The organism is Luteimonas soli (assembly GCF_042648865.1).
Taxonomy (GTDB): domain Bacteria; phylum Pseudomonadota; class Gammaproteobacteria; order Xanthomonadales; family Xanthomonadaceae; genus Luteimonas; species Luteimonas soli.
The window spans coordinates 1-18,768 of the sequence record NZ_JBHRYA010000009.1; the positions used below are offsets into that span (position 1 = coordinate 1).

19 protein-coding genes are annotated in these 18,768 nt (G+C 69.2%); 3 read left to right on the top strand and 16 right to left on the bottom strand.

The genetic code is table 11. The features are described 5' to 3' along the window. Positions 1–136 precede the first annotated feature (136 nt). The 3 genes from ACFONC_RS12785 to nirK are packed head-to-tail and all read right to left on the bottom strand — an operon-like array spanning position 137 to position 3,015. Positions 137–727 (bottom strand): SCO family protein, encoded by a 591-nt coding sequence (locus ACFONC_RS12785; protein ID WP_386744699.1) that lies wholly within the window; start codon positions 725–727, stop codon positions 137–139. Then, positions 724–1,494 (bottom strand): formylglycine-generating enzyme family protein, encoded by a 771-nt coding sequence (locus ACFONC_RS12790; RefSeq protein ID WP_386744701.1) that lies wholly within the window; start codon positions 1,492–1,494, stop codon positions 724–726. The genes ACFONC_RS12785 and ACFONC_RS12790 overlap by 4 nt, the downstream gene beginning before the upstream one ends. 3 nt (positions 1,495–1,497) lie before the next feature. After that, complete coding sequence (nirK, locus tag ACFONC_RS12795) at positions 1,498–3,015, bottom strand: copper-containing nitrite reductase (RefSeq protein WP_386744702.1); 1,518 nt, start codon at positions 3,013–3,015, stop codon at positions 1,498–1,500. 366 nt (positions 3,016–3,381) lie between these two features. Here nirK and ACFONC_RS12800 point away from each other — a divergent pair, with 366 nt between their 5' ends. The 3 genes from ACFONC_RS12800 (at position 3,382) to fabB (ending at position 5,375) form a co-directional block, all read left to right on the top strand. Further along, positions 3,382–3,531 (top strand): hypothetical protein, encoded by a 150-nt coding sequence (locus ACFONC_RS12800; protein ID WP_386744704.1) that lies wholly within the window; start codon positions 3,382–3,384, stop codon positions 3,529–3,531. 99 nt (positions 3,532–3,630) lie between these two features. Next, on the top strand, positions 3,631–4,146 hold the full coding sequence (gene fabA, locus ACFONC_RS12805; protein WP_386744706.1) for a 3-hydroxyacyl-[acyl-carrier-protein] dehydratase FabA: 516 nt from the start codon (positions 3,631–3,633) through the stop codon (positions 4,144–4,146). Continuing rightward, complete coding sequence (fabB, locus tag ACFONC_RS12810) at positions 4,146–5,375, top strand: beta-ketoacyl-ACP synthase I (protein ID WP_386744708.1); 1,230 nt, start codon at positions 4,146–4,148, stop codon at positions 5,373–5,375. The genes fabA and fabB overlap by 1 nt, the downstream gene beginning before the upstream one ends. Positions 5,376–5,493: 118 nt before the next feature. Here fabB and ACFONC_RS12815 read toward each other — a convergent pair whose 3' ends face one another. The 13 genes from ACFONC_RS12815 to ACFONC_RS12875 all read right to left on the bottom strand — a co-directional run bounded on the left by ACFONC_RS12815 (position 5,494) and on the right by ACFONC_RS12875 (position 18,747). Further along, the gene (locus ACFONC_RS12815) at positions 5,494–6,603 is read right to left on the bottom strand and encodes a PLP-dependent cysteine synthase family protein (RefSeq protein WP_386744710.1); all 1,110 of its coding nucleotides are present in this window, start codon (positions 6,601–6,603) and stop codon (positions 5,494–5,496) included. Next, positions 6,603–7,004: a SirB2 family protein gene (locus tag ACFONC_RS12820; protein WP_386744712.1), complete on the bottom strand. Its 402-nt coding sequence runs from the start codon at positions 7,002–7,004 to the stop codon at positions 6,603–6,605. The genes ACFONC_RS12815 and ACFONC_RS12820 overlap by 1 nt, the downstream gene beginning before the upstream one ends. A gap of 19 nt (positions 7,005–7,023) precedes the next feature. After that, positions 7,024–8,259 (bottom strand): NnrS family protein, encoded by a 1,236-nt coding sequence (locus tag ACFONC_RS12825; protein ID WP_386744714.1) that lies wholly within the window; start codon positions 8,257–8,259, stop codon positions 7,024–7,026. Positions 8,260–8,369: 110 nt separating this feature from the next. After that, positions 8,370–10,640 (bottom strand): nitric-oxide reductase large subunit, encoded by a 2,271-nt coding sequence (locus ACFONC_RS12830; RefSeq protein WP_386745146.1) that lies wholly within the window; start codon positions 10,638–10,640, stop codon positions 8,370–8,372. A 279-nt stretch (positions 10,641–10,919) separates the two neighbouring features. Further along, the gene (locus tag ACFONC_RS12835; protein ID WP_386744715.1) at positions 10,920–11,672 is read right to left on the bottom strand and encodes a helix-turn-helix domain-containing protein; all 753 of its coding nucleotides are present in this window, start codon (positions 11,670–11,672) and stop codon (positions 10,920–10,922) included. A 19-nt stretch (positions 11,673–11,691) separates the two neighbouring features. Next, positions 11,692–13,092 carry an oxygen-independent coproporphyrinogen III oxidase gene (hemN, locus tag ACFONC_RS12840; protein WP_386744717.1) on the bottom strand — a complete coding sequence of 467 codons (1,401 nt, stop codon included), beginning with the start codon at positions 13,090–13,092 and terminating at the stop codon, positions 11,692–11,694. 156 nt (positions 13,093–13,248) lie between these two features. After that, positions 13,249–14,268: a magnesium and cobalt transport protein CorA gene (locus ACFONC_RS12845; RefSeq protein ID WP_386744719.1), complete on the bottom strand. Its 1,020-nt coding sequence runs from the start codon at positions 14,266–14,268 to the stop codon at positions 13,249–13,251. Positions 14,269–14,323: 55 nt separating this feature from the next. After that, entirely contained in the window at positions 14,324–15,568 is a 1,245-nt protein-coding gene (locus ACFONC_RS12850) for a lipoprotein N-acyltransferase Lnb domain-containing protein (protein ID WP_386744720.1), read from the bottom strand. Continuing rightward, entirely contained in the window at positions 15,558–16,430 is an 873-nt protein-coding gene (locus ACFONC_RS12855) for an HlyC/CorC family transporter (RefSeq protein ID WP_386744722.1), read from the bottom strand. The genes ACFONC_RS12850 and ACFONC_RS12855 overlap by 11 nt, the downstream gene beginning before the upstream one ends. Before the next feature lie 108 nt (positions 16,431–16,538). Then, positions 16,539–16,934 carry a type II toxin-antitoxin system death-on-curing family toxin gene (locus ACFONC_RS12860; protein ID WP_386744724.1) on the bottom strand — a complete coding sequence of 132 codons (396 nt, stop codon included), beginning with the start codon at positions 16,932–16,934 and terminating at the stop codon, positions 16,539–16,541. Positions 16,935–16,947: 13 nt separating this feature from the next. Beyond that, entirely contained in the window at positions 16,948–17,172 is a 225-nt protein-coding gene (locus ACFONC_RS12865; protein WP_386744725.1) for an AbrB/MazE/SpoVT family DNA-binding domain-containing protein, read from the bottom strand. A gap of 75 nt (positions 17,173–17,247) precedes the next feature. Next, positions 17,248–17,736, bottom strand: a complete 489-nt coding sequence (gene ybeY, locus ACFONC_RS12870) for an rRNA maturation RNase YbeY (protein ID WP_386744727.1) — start codon at positions 17,734–17,736, stop codon at positions 17,248–17,250. Between the two features lie 9 nt (positions 17,737–17,745). Further along, positions 17,746–18,747: a PhoH family protein gene (locus tag ACFONC_RS12875; protein WP_386744729.1), complete on the bottom strand. Its 1,002-nt coding sequence runs from the start codon at positions 18,745–18,747 to the stop codon at positions 17,746–17,748. Positions 18,748–18,768 lie beyond the last annotated feature (21 nt).

Consider the following 18,768-nt stretch of genomic DNA (forward strand, 5'->3'; position numbering starts at 1 on the left):
CGCGTCAGCAGCTTGCTACGCTGCGATCGTGGGTAGGCATCTGAGGCTTATCTAGGTCAGCCCCTTCCCGAATCCCGAATCCCGAATCCCGAATCCCGAATCCCGAATCCCGGCGGGACACCCGCCGGCCGGTTGGTCAGCGCGCCAGAGCGCGCCGCACCTCGGCGACGAATTCCGGATCGACCTGGCTGCCGATCTGCTCGGTGCGGGCGACGACCCGGCCGTCGCGGTCGAGCAGCACCAGCGCGCTGGTGTGGTTGAACTCGCCGTCGGCCAGCTGCCGGTAGCGCACGCCGAGCACACCGGCGACGCTGCGCACGTTGTCCGGCGCGGGGCTGGCCAGCGACCAGCGGCTGGCGTCGAGTTTGCGCTTGCGCGCCACGGACATGAGTGCCGCGGGGTCGTCGCGGGCCGGGTCCATGCTGATCAGCAGGATGCCCAGCTTCGCGCGCTCGTCGGCGGACAGGGCGCGCTCGACCGCCTTGCCGCTGTCGACGATCAGCGGGCAAACGTACTGGCAGGAGGTGTAGAACATCGCCACCACCTGCGGCGTGCCGCGCTTGCTGCGCCAGTCCCAGGACTTGCCGTCCTGGTCGGTGAGCGTCGCCGGCAGCTGGTAGGCCGAGTCGCGCGGCAGCGGCGTCTGCTTCGGCGCGGCGACTGCGGCGGCGGCGAACAGCAGCAGCGCCAGCGGCAGGCAGGCAGTGAAGTTGCGGAAAGCCTTCATTTCACATCCCTCGCACAGCGGAACCCGAGGTTGGCGGTGGTGTCGACGGCGTCGAGCGAGGACAGCATCGCCACCCGCATCAGCACCGCATAGTTCTCGCGGTCGTCCATCGACAGCGCACCGGCACCGCAGAACTTGAGCTTGTCGGCGTCGCCCTGCACGCGGTTGTCGCTGGACACCAGCAGCGACGAGAAGTCGTCCGTCCACTCCCAGACCAGGCCATGCAGGTCCTGCACGCCCCAGGCGTTGGGCGTCTGCAGGCCGGCGCGCGGCAGGGCGTGGTTGGAGGGCTGCGAGTACCAGTTGAGGATGCGCTCGCGCCACACGGGATCCTTGCGCGCGTCGCGGTGCGTCTCGTCGGCGGCCGCAGCGTACTCCCATTCCGACCAGGTCGGCAGCCGCCCGCCCTGCGCTTCGCAGTAGGCCGAGGCCGCGAACCAGCTCACCTGCACCACCGGCTGTTCCGGCAGGGCTTCTTCGCCCAGGCGATCGGCTCCGGCCCAGTGCGAGAGGTAGCGCGGCTCGGCAAGCACCGTGGCGACCCTGTCGCGCCGCCACTGCGGATGCGATTTCACGAAGGCGAGGAACTCGGCGTTGGTCACCGGCCGCTTCTGCAGTTCGAACGGCGCGACTTCGACCTTGCGCACGTCCTCGTACTTGAGCGCCGAGCGGAAGCTGCCGCCAGGCAGCGGCACCCAGCTGTTGCCCGCCGCCGCGAGCGCGACGACGGGCAGGGCGACCAGCAGCAGTGCGAGGCCGCGGCGCATGGCTCAGTGCCCCGTCAATCCGCCCGCACCGATCGGCGGGCCCTTGCGGGCCGCAGCCGCCTCGGCCTTGGTGATCGTGCCGCCGGGGTTGCCCCAACTGTTGAGCACGTAGGTCGAGATGTTGGCGACTTCGTCGTCGGTGAGCTGGGCCATCGGCGGCATCACCGAGTCGTAGTCGACGCCGTTGACCTTCACGTGGCCGGACAGGCCGTGCAGGATCACCGCCGGCAGGCGCTTGGGATCGGCCGCGATCCAGTCGGAGCCGGCCAGCGGCGGGAAAACGCCCTCCAGCCCCTGGCCGTTGGCCATGTGGCAGGTCGAGCAGGTGCCCGCGAACAAGGCCTCGCCGGCGCTCGCCTGGCCTTCGGCTGTCAGCTCGCCGGCCTGTGCGGCCTGTGCCGCCTCCCCGACCGCCTTGGTGCTGGCGTTGGCGTAGTCGCCGATGTACATGGCGTCGACTTCCTTGCCCGAGTAGATCTCCGGCCGCTCCTTGCCCTCGGCTTTCAGGATCGCCAGCGCGCCCTTGTTGAACGCGCGGAAGATCGAATGGTCGACCAGCACGTAGCTGCCCGGCACCTCGACGTGGAAGTCCATGATCGCCGCGCCGCCGGACGGGATCAGCGTGGTCTGCACGTTCTCGTTGTAGCGCGTGCCGCCCTCGAACCAGACCTTGTCGAAAATCTCGCCGATCACGTGGAAGCTCGACACCAGGTTCGGGCCGCCGTTGCCGACGTAAAGGCGCACGTTCTCGCCGGTGTTCGCGGTCAGTGCGTTGTCGCCGGTGAGCGAGCCCTCGCGGCCGTTGAACAGCACGTAGGTCGGGTTCTCGTCCACGCCCTTCTGCATGTCGAAGCCCTGGTGGCCCTTCTCGCGGTACTTGCCCGTGGTGTAGAAGTCGCCCTGCATCACGTAGTACTCACGGTCCACGGGCGGCATGCCCTCGGGCGGCTCGACCAGGATCAAGCCGTACATGCCGTTGGCGATGTGCATGCCCACCGGCGCGGTGGCGCAGTGGTAGACGAACAGGCCGGCGTTGAGCGCCTTGAACGTGAAGCGGGTGACGTGGCCGGGCGCGGTGAAGCTCGACGATGCACCGCCGCCGGGGCCGGTGACGCCGTGCAGGTCGATGTTGTGCGGCATCTTGCTGTCGGGCATGTTGCGCAGGTGGAACACCACCGTGTCGCCCTGGCGCACGCGGATGAAGCTGCCGGGCACCGTGCCGCCGAAGGTCCAGAAGGTGTAGGTGGTGCCGTCGGAGATCTCCATCTCCTTTTCGATCACGTCGAGTTCGACGATGACCTTGGCCGGGTAGTCGCGGTTGGTCGGCGGCGGCACATGCGGCGGGGACGTCAGCACCGCCTCGATCGGCTTGCCCTGCGGCGGGCCGAAGTCGCCCTTGAGCGAGCCGCCCGAGTCCTGGGCGGTGCCCGCCTTGGCGGCCGGCGCGGGCGTGTCGCCCTGCTTGCAGCCGGCGGCCGCGAGGAGGGTTGCGATGGCAATACAGGCGATGAAGCGTTTCATGGTCTGTGTCCCTTTGCCCGTCGGGGGCTACGTGTCATGTCACGAGGTGATGGGGTCGTTGCCGAGGATGCACGGTGCGTGCGATGGGGCGTGGAGCAGCGCGGGAGCCACAGGGCCATCCGGCATGCCGTCGGTACGGCATGGAAGGGGGATGCGGGATCTGCGTGTCTCACCATGCATGTGCGTATGGTGTGTTTCCTTCGACGTTTTCCCCATGACCTGCGTCAAGTCCCCGGCAGGCGGTCCGGGTGGCCCTCGACGGGGATTGTGCACGCTGCGTCCCGCGCGTGCTTGACCGGGGTCAATGCGTGGCGCCGCGTGCGGGCGTTTCATGGCCGTTGACGGATTCCGGGCGTGGAGCGGGCCATGGACACTGCATTCGAGTGGGTGGATTTCGCGCTGCAGCCGCCGGGCGCGGTGGTCGAGTGCCTGGACGCCGCCGGCATCGATGGCTGCGTGCCCGGACACGCCGCAGGCGAGGACACGCGGCCTGCACAGGGCGCCGACGCCGACTGAACCTACCGGGTCGTATGGTGGAAGACCGGCATGCCGCGTCGAGGGATTCGCGTGCGGCTGCCATAATTGGCGCCTCTCCCCACGACCGGATTCGAATCGATGACGAGACCTTCCTCGCTGGATCGCGAACAGCTGCTTGCTTGCGGCCGCGGCGAGATGTTCGGCCCCGGCAACGCGCGCCTGCCGCTGCCGCCGATGCTGATGTTCGACCGCATCACGCAGATTGCCAGTGAAGGCGGTGCGTTCGGCAAGGGCCTGATCCGCGCCGAGCTCGACGTCAACCCGGACCTGTGGTTCTTCGCTTGCCACTTCGAAGGCGACCCGGTGATGCCCGGGTGCCTGGGGATGGACGCGATGTGGCAGCTCACCGGTTTCTACCTGCCGTGGCTGGGCGAGCCCGGGCGCGGCCGCGCGTTGGGCGTGGGCCAGGTGAAGTTCAGCGGCCAGGTGCTGCCGGACGCCAAGCTGGTCAGCTACGAGATCGACATCCGCCGGGTGATGCGCGGCAAGCTCGCGCTGGTGATCGCCGACGGCCGCACGCTGGTCGACGGCAACGAGATCTACGTCGCCGAAGGCCTGCGCGTGGGCCTGTTTCGCAGCACGGAGGGTTTCTGATGAACGGAGCCAGCGGCAACCGCCGCGTCGTCGTCACCGGCATGGGCATCGTTTCGTGCCTGGGCAACGACCAGGCCGGCGTCGAAGCCTCGCTGCGCGGGCTGAAGGCAGGCATACGTTTCATTCCCGAGTACGCTGAGCTCGGCCTGCGCAGCCAGGTGGCGGGCCAGCCGGAGATCGATCTGGGCGAGCACATCGACCGCAAGCTCAAGCGTTTCATGGGCGACGCGGCGGCGTATGCCTACGTGTCGATGCGTGATGCGATCGCCGATGCCGGCGTTTCGGATGAACTGCTTCGCGGCGCGCGCACCGGCCTGATCGCCGGCTCCGGCGGCGGTTCGCCGCAGTGGCAGATCGAGACCGGTGACCTGCTGCGCAACCGCGGCGTGCGCAAGGTGGGGCCGTACATGGTGCCGCGCACGATGGGTTCGACCGTGTCCGCGGCGCTGTCGACGGCGTTCGGCATCCGCGGCATCAGTTATTCGATTTCCGCCGCCTGTGCGACGTCCGCGCACTGCATCGGCGCGGCCGCCAACATGATCCGGCACGGCGCCAAGGACGTGATGTTCGCCGGTGGCGGCGAGGAGCTGCACTGGGGTATGACCGCGCAGTTCGACGCCATGGGCGCGCTGTCCACGCACCACAACGACACGCCCGAAAGCGCCTCGCGCCCGTACGACACCGGTCGCGACGGCTTCGTCATCGCCGGCGGCGGCGGCATGCTGGTGCTGGAGGACTACGAACACGCGGTCGCGCGTGGCGCGCGCATCCGCGCCGAGCTGCTCGGCTACGGCGTGACCTCCGATGGCGTCGACATGGTCGCGCCCTCGGGCGAAGGCGCGGTGCGCTGCATGCGCATGGCCATGGAAGGCATGGACGCGCCGATCGACTACCTCAACACCCACGGCACCTCGACGCCGCTGGGCGACATCGTCGAGCTCGAAGCCGTGCGCGAGGCCTTCGACGGCAAGGTGCCGCCGCTGTCGTCGACCAAGGCGCTGTCGGGCCACTCGCTCGGCGCGGCCAGCGTGCACGAGGCGATCTACTGCCTGCTGATGCTGCGCGGCGGCTTCATGGCCGGCTCGGCCAACATCACCGAGCTCGATCCACGCGCCGAAGGCTTCCCGGTGCTGCGCGACACCACCGACGCGAAGTTGCGCACGGTGATGTCCAACAGCTTCGGCTTTGGCGGGACCAACGGCACGCTGGTGTTCGGCGCGCTGGAGTGAGGCAGGCCCGTTTGTGCCCGTCATTCCCGCGCAAGCGGGGTTTTCAACAGACGAACGTCTGATCATCCAGTGACCTTGCCGTACGGCGCGCGGGAACGGCGGCCCGCCTCCCGTCGCCCTACGGCGCCGGCGGCCGCGCGTGCGTCGCGTCGTCCCCGATGACCGACCGCAGCGTCCGGCTCCACGGCGCCGGGTCGATCCCGCTGCGTTCGCGCCACTGCGGATCGAACAGCGTGCGGTCGTAGCGTTCGCCGCGGTCGCACAGCAGGCTGACGATGCTGCCGCGCTCGCCGCACGCGTGCATGCGCTCGGCCAGCTGCAGGCAGGCGACCAGGTTGGTGCCCGACGAGCCGCCGTAGCGGCGGCCGAGTTGTTCCTCGAGCAGCAGCATGCCGGCGATCGAGGCGGCGTCGGGGACTTCGATGACTTCGTCCACGACTTCGAACAGGAACCCGGGTTCCGCGACCGTCCGGCCGATGCCCTCGATGCAGGTCGCATGCGTCGCGCGCGCGCCGTGGTCGCGCGTGTGCCAGACGCGCGCGAAGGCCATGCCGGTCGGCTCGGCCACGCACAGCCGCGTGCGCAGGCCGCGGTAGCGCAGGTAGCGGCCGAGCGTGGCCGAGGTGCCGCCGGTGCCGGCGCCGCAGACGATCCACGAAGGCTCCGGGTGCCGTTCGCGCCGCAGCTGCTCGATGATCGATTCGGCGATGTTGTTGTTGCCGCGCCAGTCGGTGGCGCGCTCGGCCAGGCCGAACTGGTCGAGGAAGCAGGCGCCTTGCGCGGCGATTTCCCTCGCGCGCGCCTGCGGGCAGGTGTCCGGCCCGGTCAGGTCGCAGTGGCCGCCCAATGCGTGCACGGCCTCGATCTTCGCAGGCGCGGTCGTCGCCGGCATCACCGCGGTGAACGACAGCCCGAGCAGGCGTGCGAACCACGCTTCCGAGATCGCGGTGCTGCCCGACGACGCATCCACCACCGCCTGCCCCGGCCGCAGCCGTCCGTTGCACAGCGCGTACAGGAACAGTGAGCGCGCCAGCCGGTGCTTGAGGCTGCCGGTGGGGTGCGCGGCCTCGTCCTTGAAGTAGAAGTCGATGCACGGCAGGCCGGGGAAGCTGGCGTGCAGCAGGTGCGTGTCGGCCGAACGCGCAGCCTCGCGATGCAGCGCGGCGACGGCCTCGGCGATCCAGTCGCGGTTGCGGCCGGTGGCGACGCCTGCGTCCGTCGCGTCCATCAGCCCAGCCACGGGTACAGCCAGCCCAGCGGATGGTGCATGCGCGCGATGCCGTAGATGGTCGCGAACACCAGCAGCGCGGCGACGTAGCAACCGGCGCGGATGCCGCGCGTGCGCCCGCGCTTCATCGCCAGCACGCCGAGCACCACGTACACGACCACCAGCACCAGCTTGGCCGCCAGCCAGCCGTTGGCGAACAGCGCGCCCGGCAGGATCGTCACCAGCATCAGTGCCGCGGTCAGCAGGATGGTGTCGATGGTGTAGCTCAGGTAGCGCACCGGCGCGGCGTGCGGCCAGCGCGCGCCGGCCAGCGCGAACAGCCCGCGCAGCGCGAACACACTGCCGCTGAGGATCACCGCCGCGATGTGGACGTGGCGGATCTGGGGATAGAACTCGATCATCTGTTGCCGCTCCTTCCCGTCAGCCCGGCTTGCCGTCGGCGCGCGGCGCGAGGTAGATCCGCAGCGAACGCAGTACCCACGGCGCGAACGCCAGCAGCCAGCCGAGCGCGGCCGCCGCCTGCCATGCCATCTGGTCCGGGACCAGTTCGGCCACGATGCGGGTCACGCTGGCCAGCTGGATCACGGCGAAGGCGAACGTCGCCAGGCCGCCAAACACCAGCGGCCGCCCCGAGTGGCCCTGCGTCACCCGTGTGACCATCGCTACCAGCAGGCTGCCGAAGAAACCGATGAAGAGCGCGTGCGCCGGCGCGCGGCCGAGGAGGAAATCACCGTCCAGCAGGTAGACCAGGCTCTGCGCGACGTACAGCGCCAGCGCGATCGGCAGCCACGCGTAGCCCAGGAACAGCACCCGCAGCAGCGCCGGCGCCGGCCCGCGGGGCCAGCAGCGCCACAGCCAGAACCCCGAGAGCGCCAGCAGCGGCACGTCCGCGATCCACAGCCACTGGTAGGCGTGCACCAGTTCCAGCGTCAGGTGCGCCAGTACCAGCGGCCAGAACGCGCCCAGCAGCCACATCGGCCGCCACGGCCGGTAGCCCGGGACCACGTTGCCGGCGAAGAACGGGAACATCCGGTGCGCGACCGTGAAATACACCGGCAGCAGCAGCCCGAAGGTGCCGATCTTGATCGCCGCGAACACCAGCCGCGCGTCCTCCACGTGCAGGAACGCCGCGTAGGCCAGCAGTCCGACGAAGCCGAGGAACAGCGCGCCCGCGCACGACACCGCGTGCCAGGTCTTGCCGCCGTCGCGCCACAGCAGGCGCAGCAGGAAGAACAGCCCCGTGCCCCAGCCGAGGAGGGTGGACACCGCGCCCAGGTGCAGCAGGTGCGCCGGCCCCAGCGCGCCGGCCAGGGTCAGTAGCTGGCCGGCGAACAGGCCCAGCCCCACCGGCACGTAGTGCCAGCGGGTGAGTTCGTCCTGGCCCATCCAGCGCGGGAACACCGTCAGCAGGAAGCCGAACATGAAGGGCGCCAGCACCTGGTACTGCATCACGATCGCGTGGATCCAGCCGCCGTAGACCTGCGGCTGCGGCAGGCCGAGCGCGTGCCATCGCGCCTCGACCAGCCACAGCGCCCACCACAGCATCGCCAGCAGCACGTTGGCCGCGCCGATGAAGAACAGCAGCCGGTGCGGTGCGCGCGCGAGCATCGCCGGCGAGAGCGCGTGCGGCGGGGGTGAGGCGGAAGGCTTGTCCATGGCGCGCAGTGTGCGACGGGTGCGGTGGTGTCGCCTTGATCCAGGTCAGCGCCGGCCGCACGCGGCGCCCGGGCGCCGCGATGCGCTTGCGCCCGGGCCGCGGCCCGGTGCTACGCGGCGTCGGCTGGCGCCGGAACCGGCGCGCGCGCGGGCACAATCCAGAGGCGCGCGACGAACAGCGCCACCAGCAGCGCGCCGACCGCGAAGATCGTGTCGCCCGGCACCCTCAGCCACACCAGCAGGTCGATGATCGGGCGGTTCATGAACTCCGCCGAGCGCGCGTACCAGTAGCCGCGTTCCAGGTTCGCCTCCAGCTGCAGCACGCCCATCGGCAGCAGGGTCAGGATCGCCATCAGCGCCAGGCCGATGTTCATCGACCAGAACCCGCCGCGCAGCAGGCCTTCCTTCCACACCACGTCCGGCCGCAGGCCGCGCAGGCAGTACAGCATCAGGCCGATGCCGAGCATGCCGTATACGCCGAACAGCGCAGTGTGGCCGTGGGCCGCCGTCAGGTTGGTGCCCTGCATGTAGAACAGCGCCAGCGGCGTGTTGATCAGGAAGCCCAGCAGGCCGGCGCCGACCAGGTTCCAGAAACTCACCGCGAGGAAGAACATGATCGGCCACTTGTAGCGCGCCATCCACGGCGTGGCGCGGCTGGTCCTCCAGGTTTCGTGCGCCTCCAGCCCGATCAGCGCCAGCGGCACCACTTCCAGCGCCGAGATGCTCGCGCCCAGCGCGACCACGCTGGTGGCCACGCCGGCGAAGTACAGGTGATGGAACATGCCCAGCACGCCGCCGGCCATGAACACGATGGTGGCGAACAGTACGTTGATCGTCGCCGAGCGTCCGCGCACCAGCCCGAGCTTGACGAAGATGAAGCTGATCACCGCGACCGCGAACACCTCGAAGAAGCCCTCCACCCACAGGTGCACGATCCAGAAGCGCCAGTAGGTGACGATCGAGATGTGGGTGTCTTCGCGCCACATCAGTCCGGCCGCGTAGAGCAGGCCGATGGCGATCGTGGACAGGAACAGCAGGCCGGCGATGTGGCGCGACGGGTTGCTCTTGTCGCGCATGGCCGGCCACAGCGCGCGGCCGACCAGGAACAGCCACAGCATCAGGCCGATGAACAGGTAGATCTGCCAGAAGCGGCCGATGTCGGTGTATTCCCAGCCCTGGTGGCCGAACCAGAAGTTGTGGGCCAGGCCGAGCTTCTGCATCACCGCCATCCACTGCCCGGCGAATGCGCCGACCACGATCACGATCAGGCTGATGAAAAGGAAGTTGACGCCGAGCCGCTGGTATTTCGGCTCATGTCCGGAAATCGCCGGGCCCAGGTACAACCCGGTCGCCAGCCACGCGGTCGCGATCCACAGGATCGCCAGCTGCGTGTGCCAGCTGCGCGTCAGCGCGTAGGGCAGGTATTCGGCCAGCGCGAAGCCGTAGGCCTCCTGGCCTTCGATCTGGTAGTGCGCGGTGGTCGCGCCGAGCAGGATCTGCACCAGGAACAGGCCCATCACCAGCCAGAAATACTTCGCCGTGGCGCGCATCGAGGGTGTCACCGCGATCGCGCGGGCCGGGTCCGTCGCCGGCGGCACCAGCGGCTTTTCCTTGCCGTGGTAGACCGCGTAATGCCAGGCCAGCAATGCGATGCCGGCGATCATGAACAGGATCGAGAACATCGACCACATGAAGCTGCTGGCCGTCGGCACGTTGCCCACCAGCGGTTCGTGCGGGAAGTTGTTGGTGTACGACTTCACGTCGCCGGGACGGTCGGTCACCGTCGCCCACGAGGCCCAGAAGAAGAAGCCGGTCATCATCCGGCGGTGTTCCATGTCCGGCACCGGGTCTTCGCGCAGCGCGTAGGCCTCGCGCAGGTCGGCGGTGGCCGGGTCGTTGGAGAACACGCTCATGTAGTGCGCGGCGACCTCGGCGATCGCCTGCGCGCGTTCGTCGGAGATGACGAGCGAACCGGTGGCGGCGTCGTAGGTGTTGCGACGGAGCTCCGGTCGGATCTCGGCCAGCAGCTTGGCCCGTTCGCTGTCGTCGAGCGCGTCGTACGCCAGCCCGTATTCCGAACGCGCGCGCAGCGCCAGCATGGCCATCGCTTCGCGGTGCAGCCACTCGGCCGACCAGTCCGGCGCGATCAGCGCGCCGTGGCCCCAGATCGAACCGTTCTGCTGGCCGCCGATGCTCTGCCAGACGTGGCGCCCGGTCTCGATGTCGGCGCGGGTGTAGACGACCTGGCCGCTTTGCGTCACCACCTGTTCCGGCATCGGCGGCGCGGTCTGGTACAGGTCCTTGCCGATCCACAACATGATGCCGAAGCTGACGACAAGCAGGGCGCCCAGGCCCCACCACAGCCGCCTGGTGATCTGCACGCTTTTCGATTCCATGACTCGCTCTCCCCGGACAGGTGGGCGCATCTTCACCAGTCGGGCGCCGTGGCACTTTGACCTGAATCAAGCCGAGGAAGCGCCGGCCGTTTCCGGAGGCCGGATCGCAGGCTTGCGGAAAAGGCTTTTGTCTGCGCCGGGACCGAACCGGAAAAATCCGCAGGAGCGGCGGAAGCCGCGAGCTTTTGATCTTCCGGGTATGCGCGGAAAAGCTCGCTGCTTCCGCCGCTCCTATGCCGCCTCTTGCGGGCGCAGCGCTTCGGCCTAGTGCCGCAGCACGGGCGCCGCCAGCGTTTCCAGCCGCGCGCGGTCGACCAGTTCCAGCTCGCGCCGGTCGACCTGCAGCAGGCCGTCGTCCTGGAAGCGCTTGAGCACGCGGCTGACCGTTTCCGGCGCCAGCCGCAGGTAATTGGCGATGTCGGTGCGCGGCATCGTCAGGGCGAAGCGGTTGGGCGAGAAGCCGCGCGCGGCCAGGCGTTCGGACATGCCGACCAGGAACGCCGCCATGCGCTCGTCGGCGCTGAAATCACCAGCCAGCAGCGCGGCGCGGCCGATGCTGCGGCTGAGTAGCCGGAACAGGTGCTGCTGCAGCCCCGGCAGGCGCGTGGCCAGCACCGAGATCTTCGGGAACGAGAACCGGCACAGCATCACCGTGTCCAGCGCCACCGCGTTGCACGGGTAAGTGTCGCCGTCGATCGCGTCCAGCCCGATCACCTCGCCCGGGAAATGGAAACCCAGCACGTGTTCGCGGCCGTCGCGGTCGATGACGTAGGTCTTGACCGTGCCGGCACGCACCGCGGCGATCGCCTCGAACGGGTCGCCGACGCGGAACACGTGCTCGCCCGCGTGCAGCGGGCCGACGTGCTCGACCAGCATGTGCAGGTCCTGCAGCGACGACTTGTCCATGCCCTGTGACAGGCAGGCCTGCGAGAACGCGCAGGTGGAGCAGAAGGTCAGCGCATCGCCGTCGTCGGCGAGCACGCCGGGACTCAGGCGCGGGAATGGGGTGTCGCTCACGCGCAGGCCTTTCGCGCGCTCAGATCGCGCGGGAAAAACGCGGCGTGGTGCCGGCGGCATCCGGGGGTGGCAGGTAGCGGTCGAAGCACATGGCGATATTACGCAACAACAGCCGGCCCTGCGTGGTCGCGGCGATGCGGTCGGCCTCGACCCGCACCAGGCCGTCGTCCTGCAGCGGCCGCAGCCGGGCAAGCGCATCGGCGAAGTAGGCGTGGAAGTCGATCGCGTAGCGTCGCTCCAGTGCGCCGATCGGGATTTGCGCCTGGCACATCAGCTGCTGGATCAGGTCCGCGCGCAGCAGGTCGTCCTCGTCCAGCCGCATGCCGCGGAACACCGGCAGCCGGCCCTCGTCGATGGCGGCCTGCCAGCCCGGCAGGTCGCGCGGGTTCTGGCTGAAGCTGTCGCCGATGTGGCTGATCGCGCTGACGCCAAGGCCCACCAGGTCGCTGTCGGCATGGGTGGTGTAACCCATGAAGTTGCGGTGCAGGCCGCCGCGCGCCTGGGCCTGGGCCAGGTCGTCGTCGGGCAGGGCGAAATGGTCCATGCCGATGTAGGCATAGCCGGCGGCGGTGAGCGTTTCGATCGCCAGCTGCAGCAGGCCGAGCTTGGCCTGCGCCGAGGGCAGGTCGTCTGCGTGGATCTGCCGCTGCGCCTTGAACAGCTCCGGCAGGTGCGCGTAGCCATACACCGCGAGGCGGTCGGGGCGCATTTCCAGCACGGTGTCGAGGGTTTGCGCGAAGCCTTCGGCCGTCTGCTTCGGCAGCCCGTAGATCAGGTCGATGTTGACCGAACGGAAGCCGTTGTCGCGGCAGGCATCGACCACCGCATGGGTTTCGGCGACCGACTGGATGCGGTTGACCGCGTCCTGCACCGCGGGGTCGAAGTCCTGCACGCCGAAGCTGGCGCGGTTGAAGCCGAGCTGCGCCATGCCGGCGATGTCGGCGGGCGAGACGAAGCGCGGGTCGAGTTCGATCGAGATGTCGCGCCGCGGCGAGTTCGAAAAGCGGAACTGGCTGGCCAGCGTCTCCATCAGTTCCTGCAGCTGGCCGCTGTCGAGGAAGTTGGGCGTGCCGCCGCCCAAGTGCACCTGGATCACCTCGCGGTCGCGGTCGAACAGCTGCGCCATCAGCCCGATCTCGCGGTACAGGCGCGCCAGGTACGTGCCGGCGCGCGACTTGTCGCGGGTGATGATGCGGTTGCAGCCGCAGTAGAAGCACGGACTGAGGCAGAACGGCACGTGCACGTACAGCGACAGCCGGCGCGGGATCGGGTCGCCGTTGCTGGCCAGCGCAGCTTCGCGCAGCTGCGCCTCGCCGAAACCGGCGTCGAACTGGGGCGCGGTCGGATAGGAGGTGTAGCGCGGCCCGGGGCGGTCGTAGCGGCGCAGCAGGTCGGCGTCGAAGATGGGATTGGCAAGCATGGCGCCACGTTAGGCACCGGGACGGCGGGAGGCCTTGACGCGGATCAACCCCGAGGCTCCCGTGGAAGCGGGCATGGCCTATCGCCGTAGGTCGGGGCTACGCGCCCGACGCCCCGGAATGTCAATGACGCCGAGCGTCGGGAGCGTAGCCCCGACCTACAGCCAGCGCACCTTCTTCAGGTACCGGTACAAGCCGAAACAACCGACGGCCAGCACGCCGATCAGGATCGGATAGCTGTAGCGGCCGGCCAGCTCGGGCATGTGCGTGAAGTTCATGCCGTACCAGCTCGCCACCAGCGTTGGAACCGCCAGCACGGCGGCCCAGCCGGCCAGGCGCTTGACCACTTCGCCCTGCGCCAGGGTCACGAGGGCCTGGTTGACGTTCAGCGCGGTGCCGAGCATGTCGCGCAGGGCGTCGATGGTTTCGTTGCTGCGCATGGAGTGGTCGAGGACGTCGCGGAAGTACAGCCGCACCTCCGGCGCCACGAGCGTGCCGGGGGTTCGCACCAGCTGCGAGAGCACGTCCTGCAGCGGCGTCACGGCCAGGCGCATGTAGGTCAGTTCGCGCTTGAGGTCGTACAGGCGCATCATCGTGCCGCGGTGGAAGTCCTCGGTGAAGATGTCCTTCTCCAGCGCCAGCAGCGTCTGCTTGAACTCGTCGACGATCGGAAGATAGTTGTCGACCACCGCATCGAGCACCGCGTACAGCGCGTACGAGGGGCCGAGCTCCAGCAGTTCCGGCTCGCGTTCGACCCGCGCGCGCACCGGTGCGTAGGACAGGGACGCGCCATGGCGCACGGTGACCAGGTAGCGGGGGCCGAGGAAGGCGTGGGTTTCGCCGTAGCGGATGCGCTCGTCGACCACCTGCGCGGTGTTGACCACGATGAACAGGCTGTCGCCGTAGGCTTCGAGCTTCGGCCGCTGGTGGGCGTTGCGCGCGTCCTCGATTGCCAGGTCGTGCAGGTCGAACTCCTCCTGCAGCTTGTCGAGGACGGCATCCTCCGGCTCGTAGACGCCGACCCAGACGAAGCTGCCGTCGTCGGTCGCCAGCACTTCGCTGATTTCGTCGAGTGAGATGTCGCGCAGCTTGCCGCTGGCGCTGTAGACGGCGGCGTTGACGACGCAGGCGGGAACCTGCGGTTTGTCGTCGGGTTTGTCGGGGACAACGGGCGTCATGCCTGCATCGTGCCCCCGCCGCGCATGCGCGGCAAGCAGGTCGTGTAGGTCGGGGCTACGGGCGCAGGCGCGATCGGCCCAGCGCCAGCCACAGGCCGACATGCACCGGCAGCAGCAGCGCGATCCAGTGCGCGTTGCGCTGCGGCAGCGTCGGCAGCCACAGCAGGAACAACGCGACCACCGTGCAGGCCGCGACCACGCCCAGCCAGCGCCCGAACCACGGCCCGGCCGTGCGTCCGCGGACGATGCGCCAGCCGCCGGGCAGCAGCAGCAGGCACAGCGGGTTGAACAGCAGCAGGTTGTGGTTGGCCCAGCCGAAGCGGTGCGCGGTGAAGAACCATATGAACAGCATCAGCGCGCCAAGCCCGATGCACAGCGTCCAGAACGGCAGCGCGACGCCGGCAACGATGCGCGGCACGCGGCGTGCGGCCAGCATTGCGGCGACCGCGATCGCCAGCCCCGCCAGTGCCCACGGCCACCACGGTCGCGGTGCTTCGGCCGGTTCCGGGGCGATGCGGTGCGGCAGGATCTGTTCTTCCGCGAGCACCAGCGGCTGGCCGTTGCTGCCGTCGACCTCGCGCAGCGCGTCGGCCAGGCGCATCGGCACGAACGATTCCTGCCACACCGACAGCGGCCGGTCCGCCGCCGGCCCGAGGCCGATGTCGAAGCCCAGCCACATCCACGGTGCCGGGGAGGCTAGGCGCACCGATTCGCTGCGATAGGTGGTGCCGTGCGAACGGCCTTCGATCTGGGACTTGAGCGATCCGCCCAGCGCGGTGTCGATGGCATCGCGCACGCGGGTCGCGCAGTTGTCGGTGAAGTAGTCGTAGCCGTAGCGGGCGTTCTCCGGCTTCGCGTTCTCGGCCAGCGCCGCAGCCAGGCGCGTGGCTTCGGCGTCGCCGAGGTTGAGCCACTGGATCGACACGCCGCGGCCGACTTCGCGGTAGTAGCCCAGGTCGTCGGCGAACGGCAGCGCCTGCAGGCGATAGCGCATTTGGCCGAAGACGAAGTTGGAGATGAAATCCGGTTCGCCGGGATCGAAGAAGCCGAAGTTGTAGGACGTCGCCGCGCCGGTGGCCGGGTCGACCACCACGATCGCGTCGTGGCCGAAGCGTTCGAAGAAGATCGTGCCCGGCTGCATCGTCGCCACGCCGATGCGCGGCACGGATGTCGTCGGAGTCGCCAGCGCGGCGCCGCAGGCCAGCAGCCACAGCAGCAGCGCCAGCAGCAGGCGCGGGCCGGGGGTCGCCGGGGCGCGGGGCGCCGATGCGGCGTGCGCCGCGCGCGCGTCAGCTGTCATCGCCACGGATGCTCACCAGCAGCGCATGCAGGCGCCGTGCATCGGCGCGCGCGACGCGGAAGCCGAAGCGGCCCAGGGCGAGTTCCTCGCCGGCCTCGGGCAGGTGGCCGATGGCCGCGGTGACCAGGCCGCCGATGGTGTCGTACTCATCGTCGTCGAAGTCGGCGCTGAAGCGTTCGTTGAAGTCGGAGATCGGGGTCAGCGCGTCGACCACGTACTGCCCGTCGGCCTGGGCGGCGATCAGCGCGCCGGGGTCCTCGGCGTCGTCGTGCTCGTCGTCGATCTCGCCGACGATCTGTTCCAGCACGTCCTCGATGGTCAGCAGGCCGGCGACGCCGCCGTACTCGTCGATGACGATCGCCATGTGGTTGCGCGACTGGCGGAACTCGCGCAGCAGCACGTCCAGGCGCTTGGATTCGGGGATCAGCACCGCCGGGCGCAGCAACTCGTGCACGGAGGCCGGGCCGTTGTCGGCGACCACGCCGCGCAGCAGGTCCTTGGCCAGCAGGATGCCGAGGATCTCGTCCTTGTCGTCGCCGTGCACTGGGAAGCGCGAGTGGCCGGACTCGACCACCATCTTCATCAGGTCGACGAACTTCTCGTCAGCAGGCAGCATCACCATCTGCGAGCGCGGAATCATCACGTCGTCCACGCTGAGGTCGGACACGGCCAGCGCGCCCTCCATCATCTTCAGCGTGTCGGCGGCGATCAGGCCGTCGGCCTGCACGTCGCGCAGCAGTTCGACCAGGTCGTCGCGGGTGGAAGGTTCGCCGGACAGCATCGAACTGATGCGGTCCAGCCACGAGCGCCGTTTTTCGGGGATCTCGGGGGCGGGGAGGGTACTACTGTCGTCCTCTGGCATTGCAGTCTTGTCAGCGCCCGTGTGGGCCACGGGGGGGAGTCTAGCGCGGCTCGGCGGCGGGCTGGTGAAACGCGGCGGTGCCGGTTGCGCACGAACGGTGCCTGGTATTCATTCCGCCGGTTGCAGGCGCTCGCGCAACCACCCGGCGAGCGTGGCTTCGTCGAGGTCGCCGGCGGCGAGGGCGAGCCAGGCTTCCACGCACTCGATGTCCGTCGCGTCGAGCCGGTGCGCATTGAGGTCGATGAAGGTTTCCGCGGCGACGAGGGAGGTGCGGTTGTTGCCATCGACGAATGGATGCAGATGCGCGATTCCGGATGCGTAAGCGGCAGCGAGCGCCGCCAGGTCGGGCGGCGGGTCGCCGTTGCTGGCGGCCTGCATCGGCTTGGACAGGGCCGTTTGCAGCAGTTCCCGGTCGCGGATGCCGGCGCCGCCACCGTGTTCGCTCAGCTGGTCCTCGTGCATCGCAAGTACGGCGGCTTCGCTCAGCCAGATCCATTGGCGCATGCGGTCGTTCCGTTTACTTGGCCAGTTCGCGCAGGGCGGCGCGGCGGCGCTTCATGACGCGCCGCGCGGCCTCCATCTGCCGCTCGAACTCCGCGTCATACGGCGTGAGCCGATACCCGTCCGGCGATTCGGTCAGGTACACCGCGTCGCCTTCGCCCAGGCGCAGGCGGGCGAGCACGTCCTTGGGCAGGACGACGCCGACGGAGTTGCCGATGCGGGTGAGCTTGAGGGAGGTCATGGGAGGGTCTCGTCGTTATTACGGACGTAATTACACGCCCGGCCGCGGCCCTGTCAATCGCCGCCGCCGCGACGTTCAGGCGTCCAGGTAAGGATCGGCGATGCCCAGCCCGGCGAGGATCTCCCGCTCCAGCGCCTCCATGCAGTCGGCCTCGCGCGCGTCCTCGTGGTTCCAGCCCAGCAGGTGCAGGGCGCCGTGCACGGTGAGGTGGGCGTAGTGGTCGTTCAGGCGCTTGCCCTGTTCGCGCGACTCGCGGGCGACCACCGGCGCGCACAGCACCAGGTCGCCGAGCAGCGGCATCTTCACGCCCTTGGGCAGCTTGACGCCTTCGCCCAGGTCGGCGGGGAAGCTGAGCACGTTGGTGGCGTAGTCCTTGCCACGGTAGTGGCGGTTGAGCGCGCGGCCCTCGCGCGCGTCGACCAGGCGCACGGCCAGGTCGGCCTCGCGGATGCGCCCTTCCAGCGCCGCGGCTACCCACTTGCGGAAACTCACCGCCGCCGGCAGGCCTGCGCGGGGCAGGGCGTAGCCGACGGAAACGTCGAGGCGGACCGGACCCTTGGTCATGGGTGCAGTCTACGCCGGTCCGGTCGACGCATCCTGCGCGTCGCGGTGCTCGTAGGCGTTGACGATGCGCGCCACCAGCGGATGTCGCACCACGTCCCGGGCTTCGAAGAAGGTGAAGCTCACGCCGTCCACCTCGTGCAGCACTTCCACCGCGTCGCGCAGGCCGGACTTGACGTGCTTGGGCAGGTCGATCTGGGTCAGGTCGCCGGTGACCACGGCGGTGCTGCCGAAGCCCAGCCGGGTCAGGAACATCTTCATCTGTTCGATGGTGGTGTTCTGCGCTTCGTCGAGGATCACGTAGGCGTCGTTGAGCGTGCGTCCGCGCATGTAGGCCAGCGGCGCGATCTCGATGACGTTCTTTTCCAGCAACCGGAGCACCTTCTCCACGCCGAGCATTTCGTACAGCGCGTCGTAGAGCGGGCGCAGGTAGGGGTCGACCTTCTGCGACAGGTCGCCGGGCAGGAAGCCAAGCTTCTCGCCGGCTTCCACCGCCGGGCGCACCAGCACCAGCCGCTGTACCCGCGACTCGTTGAGCGCTTCCACCGCGCTGGCCACGGCAAGGAAGGTCTTGCCGGTGCCGGCCGGGCCGACCCCGAAGTTGATGTCGTGGGTGGCGATCGAATGCAGGTACTTCTGCTGGTTCGGGCCGCGCCCGCGGACGGTGCCGCGGCGCACGCGGATGGCGACCTCCTGCGGCACGTAGTCGTCGCCTGCCGGGCGCGCCGTGGCGTTGGCCTCGACGCCGGCGGCGTTCATGCGCAAGTTGATCGACTGGCCGTCGAAGGTTTCCTCGCCAGCCTCGGCATACAGCGTGCGCAGCAGGCGTTCGGCCTGGGCCACCGGGGCCTCGTCCGGTCCGGTGACGCGGAACACGTTGCCGCGATTGGCGATCTCGACGCCGAGCCGCAGTTCGATCTGGCGCAGGTGGCCGTCGAATGGCCCGGCCAGGTTGGCCAGGCGTTCGGCGTCGTCGGGTTCGAGGGTGAAGTCGCGCTGGTGGGGAGTGGGCATGGGGCGCGAGCGTAGCGCGCG

Excerpts from the sequence above, each read along its gene's own strand:
- ACFONC_RS12825 (WP_386744714.1), bottom strand. The coding sequence starts at position 8,259 with ATGGACAAGCCTTCCGCCTCACCCCCGCCGCACGCGCTCTCGCCGGCG.
- fabA (WP_386744706.1), top strand. The coding sequence starts at position 3,631 with ATGACGAGACCTTCCTCGCTGGATCGCGAACAGCTGCTTGCTTGCGGC.
- ACFONC_RS12800 (WP_386744704.1), top strand. The coding sequence starts at position 3,382 with ATGGACACTGCATTCGAGTGGGTGGATTTCGCGCTGCAGCCGCCGGGC.
- fabB (WP_386744708.1), top strand. The coding sequence starts at position 4,146 with ATGAACGGAGCCAGCGGCAACCGCCGCGTCGTCGTCACCGGCATGGGC.
- ACFONC_RS12855 (WP_386744722.1), bottom strand. The coding sequence starts at position 16,430 with ATGCCAGAGGACGACAGTAGTACCCTCCCCGCCCCCGAGATCCCCGAA.
- ACFONC_RS12815 (WP_386744710.1), bottom strand. The coding sequence starts at position 6,603 with ATGGACGCGACGGACGCAGGCGTCGCCACCGGCCGCAACCGCGACTGG.
- ACFONC_RS12865 (WP_386744725.1), bottom strand. The coding sequence starts at position 17,172 with ATGACCTCCCTCAAGCTCACCCGCATCGGCAACTCCGTCGGCGTCGTC.
- nirK (WP_386744702.1), bottom strand. The coding sequence starts at position 3,015 with ATGAAACGCTTCATCGCCTGTATTGCCATCGCAACCCTCCTCGCGGCC.
- ACFONC_RS12845 (WP_386744719.1), bottom strand. The coding sequence starts at position 14,268 with ATGACGCCCGTTGTCCCCGACAAACCCGACGACAAACCGCAGGTTCCC.
- ybeY (WP_386744727.1), bottom strand. The coding sequence starts at position 17,736 with ATGACCAAGGGTCCGGTCCGCCTCGACGTTTCCGTCGGCTACGCCCTG.
- hemN (WP_386744717.1), bottom strand. The coding sequence starts at position 13,092 with ATGCTTGCCAATCCCATCTTCGACGCCGACCTGCTGCGCCGCTACGAC.
- ACFONC_RS12790 (WP_386744701.1), bottom strand. The coding sequence starts at position 1,494 with ATGCGCCGCGGCCTCGCACTGCTGCTGGTCGCCCTGCCCGTCGTCGCG.
- ACFONC_RS12820 (WP_386744712.1), bottom strand. The coding sequence starts at position 7,004 with ATGATCGAGTTCTATCCCCAGATCCGCCACGTCCACATCGCGGCGGTG.
- ACFONC_RS12850 (WP_386744720.1), bottom strand. The coding sequence starts at position 15,568 with ATGACAGCTGACGCGCGCGCGGCGCACGCCGCATCGGCGCCCCGCGCC.
- ACFONC_RS12875 (WP_386744729.1), bottom strand. The coding sequence starts at position 18,747 with ATGCCCACTCCCCACCAGCGCGACTTCACCCTCGAACCCGACGACGCC.
- ACFONC_RS12860 (WP_386744724.1), bottom strand. The coding sequence starts at position 16,934 with ATGCGCCAATGGATCTGGCTGAGCGAAGCCGCCGTACTTGCGATGCAC.
- ACFONC_RS12785 (WP_386744699.1), bottom strand. The coding sequence starts at position 727 with ATGAAGGCTTTCCGCAACTTCACTGCCTGCCTGCCGCTGGCGCTGCTG.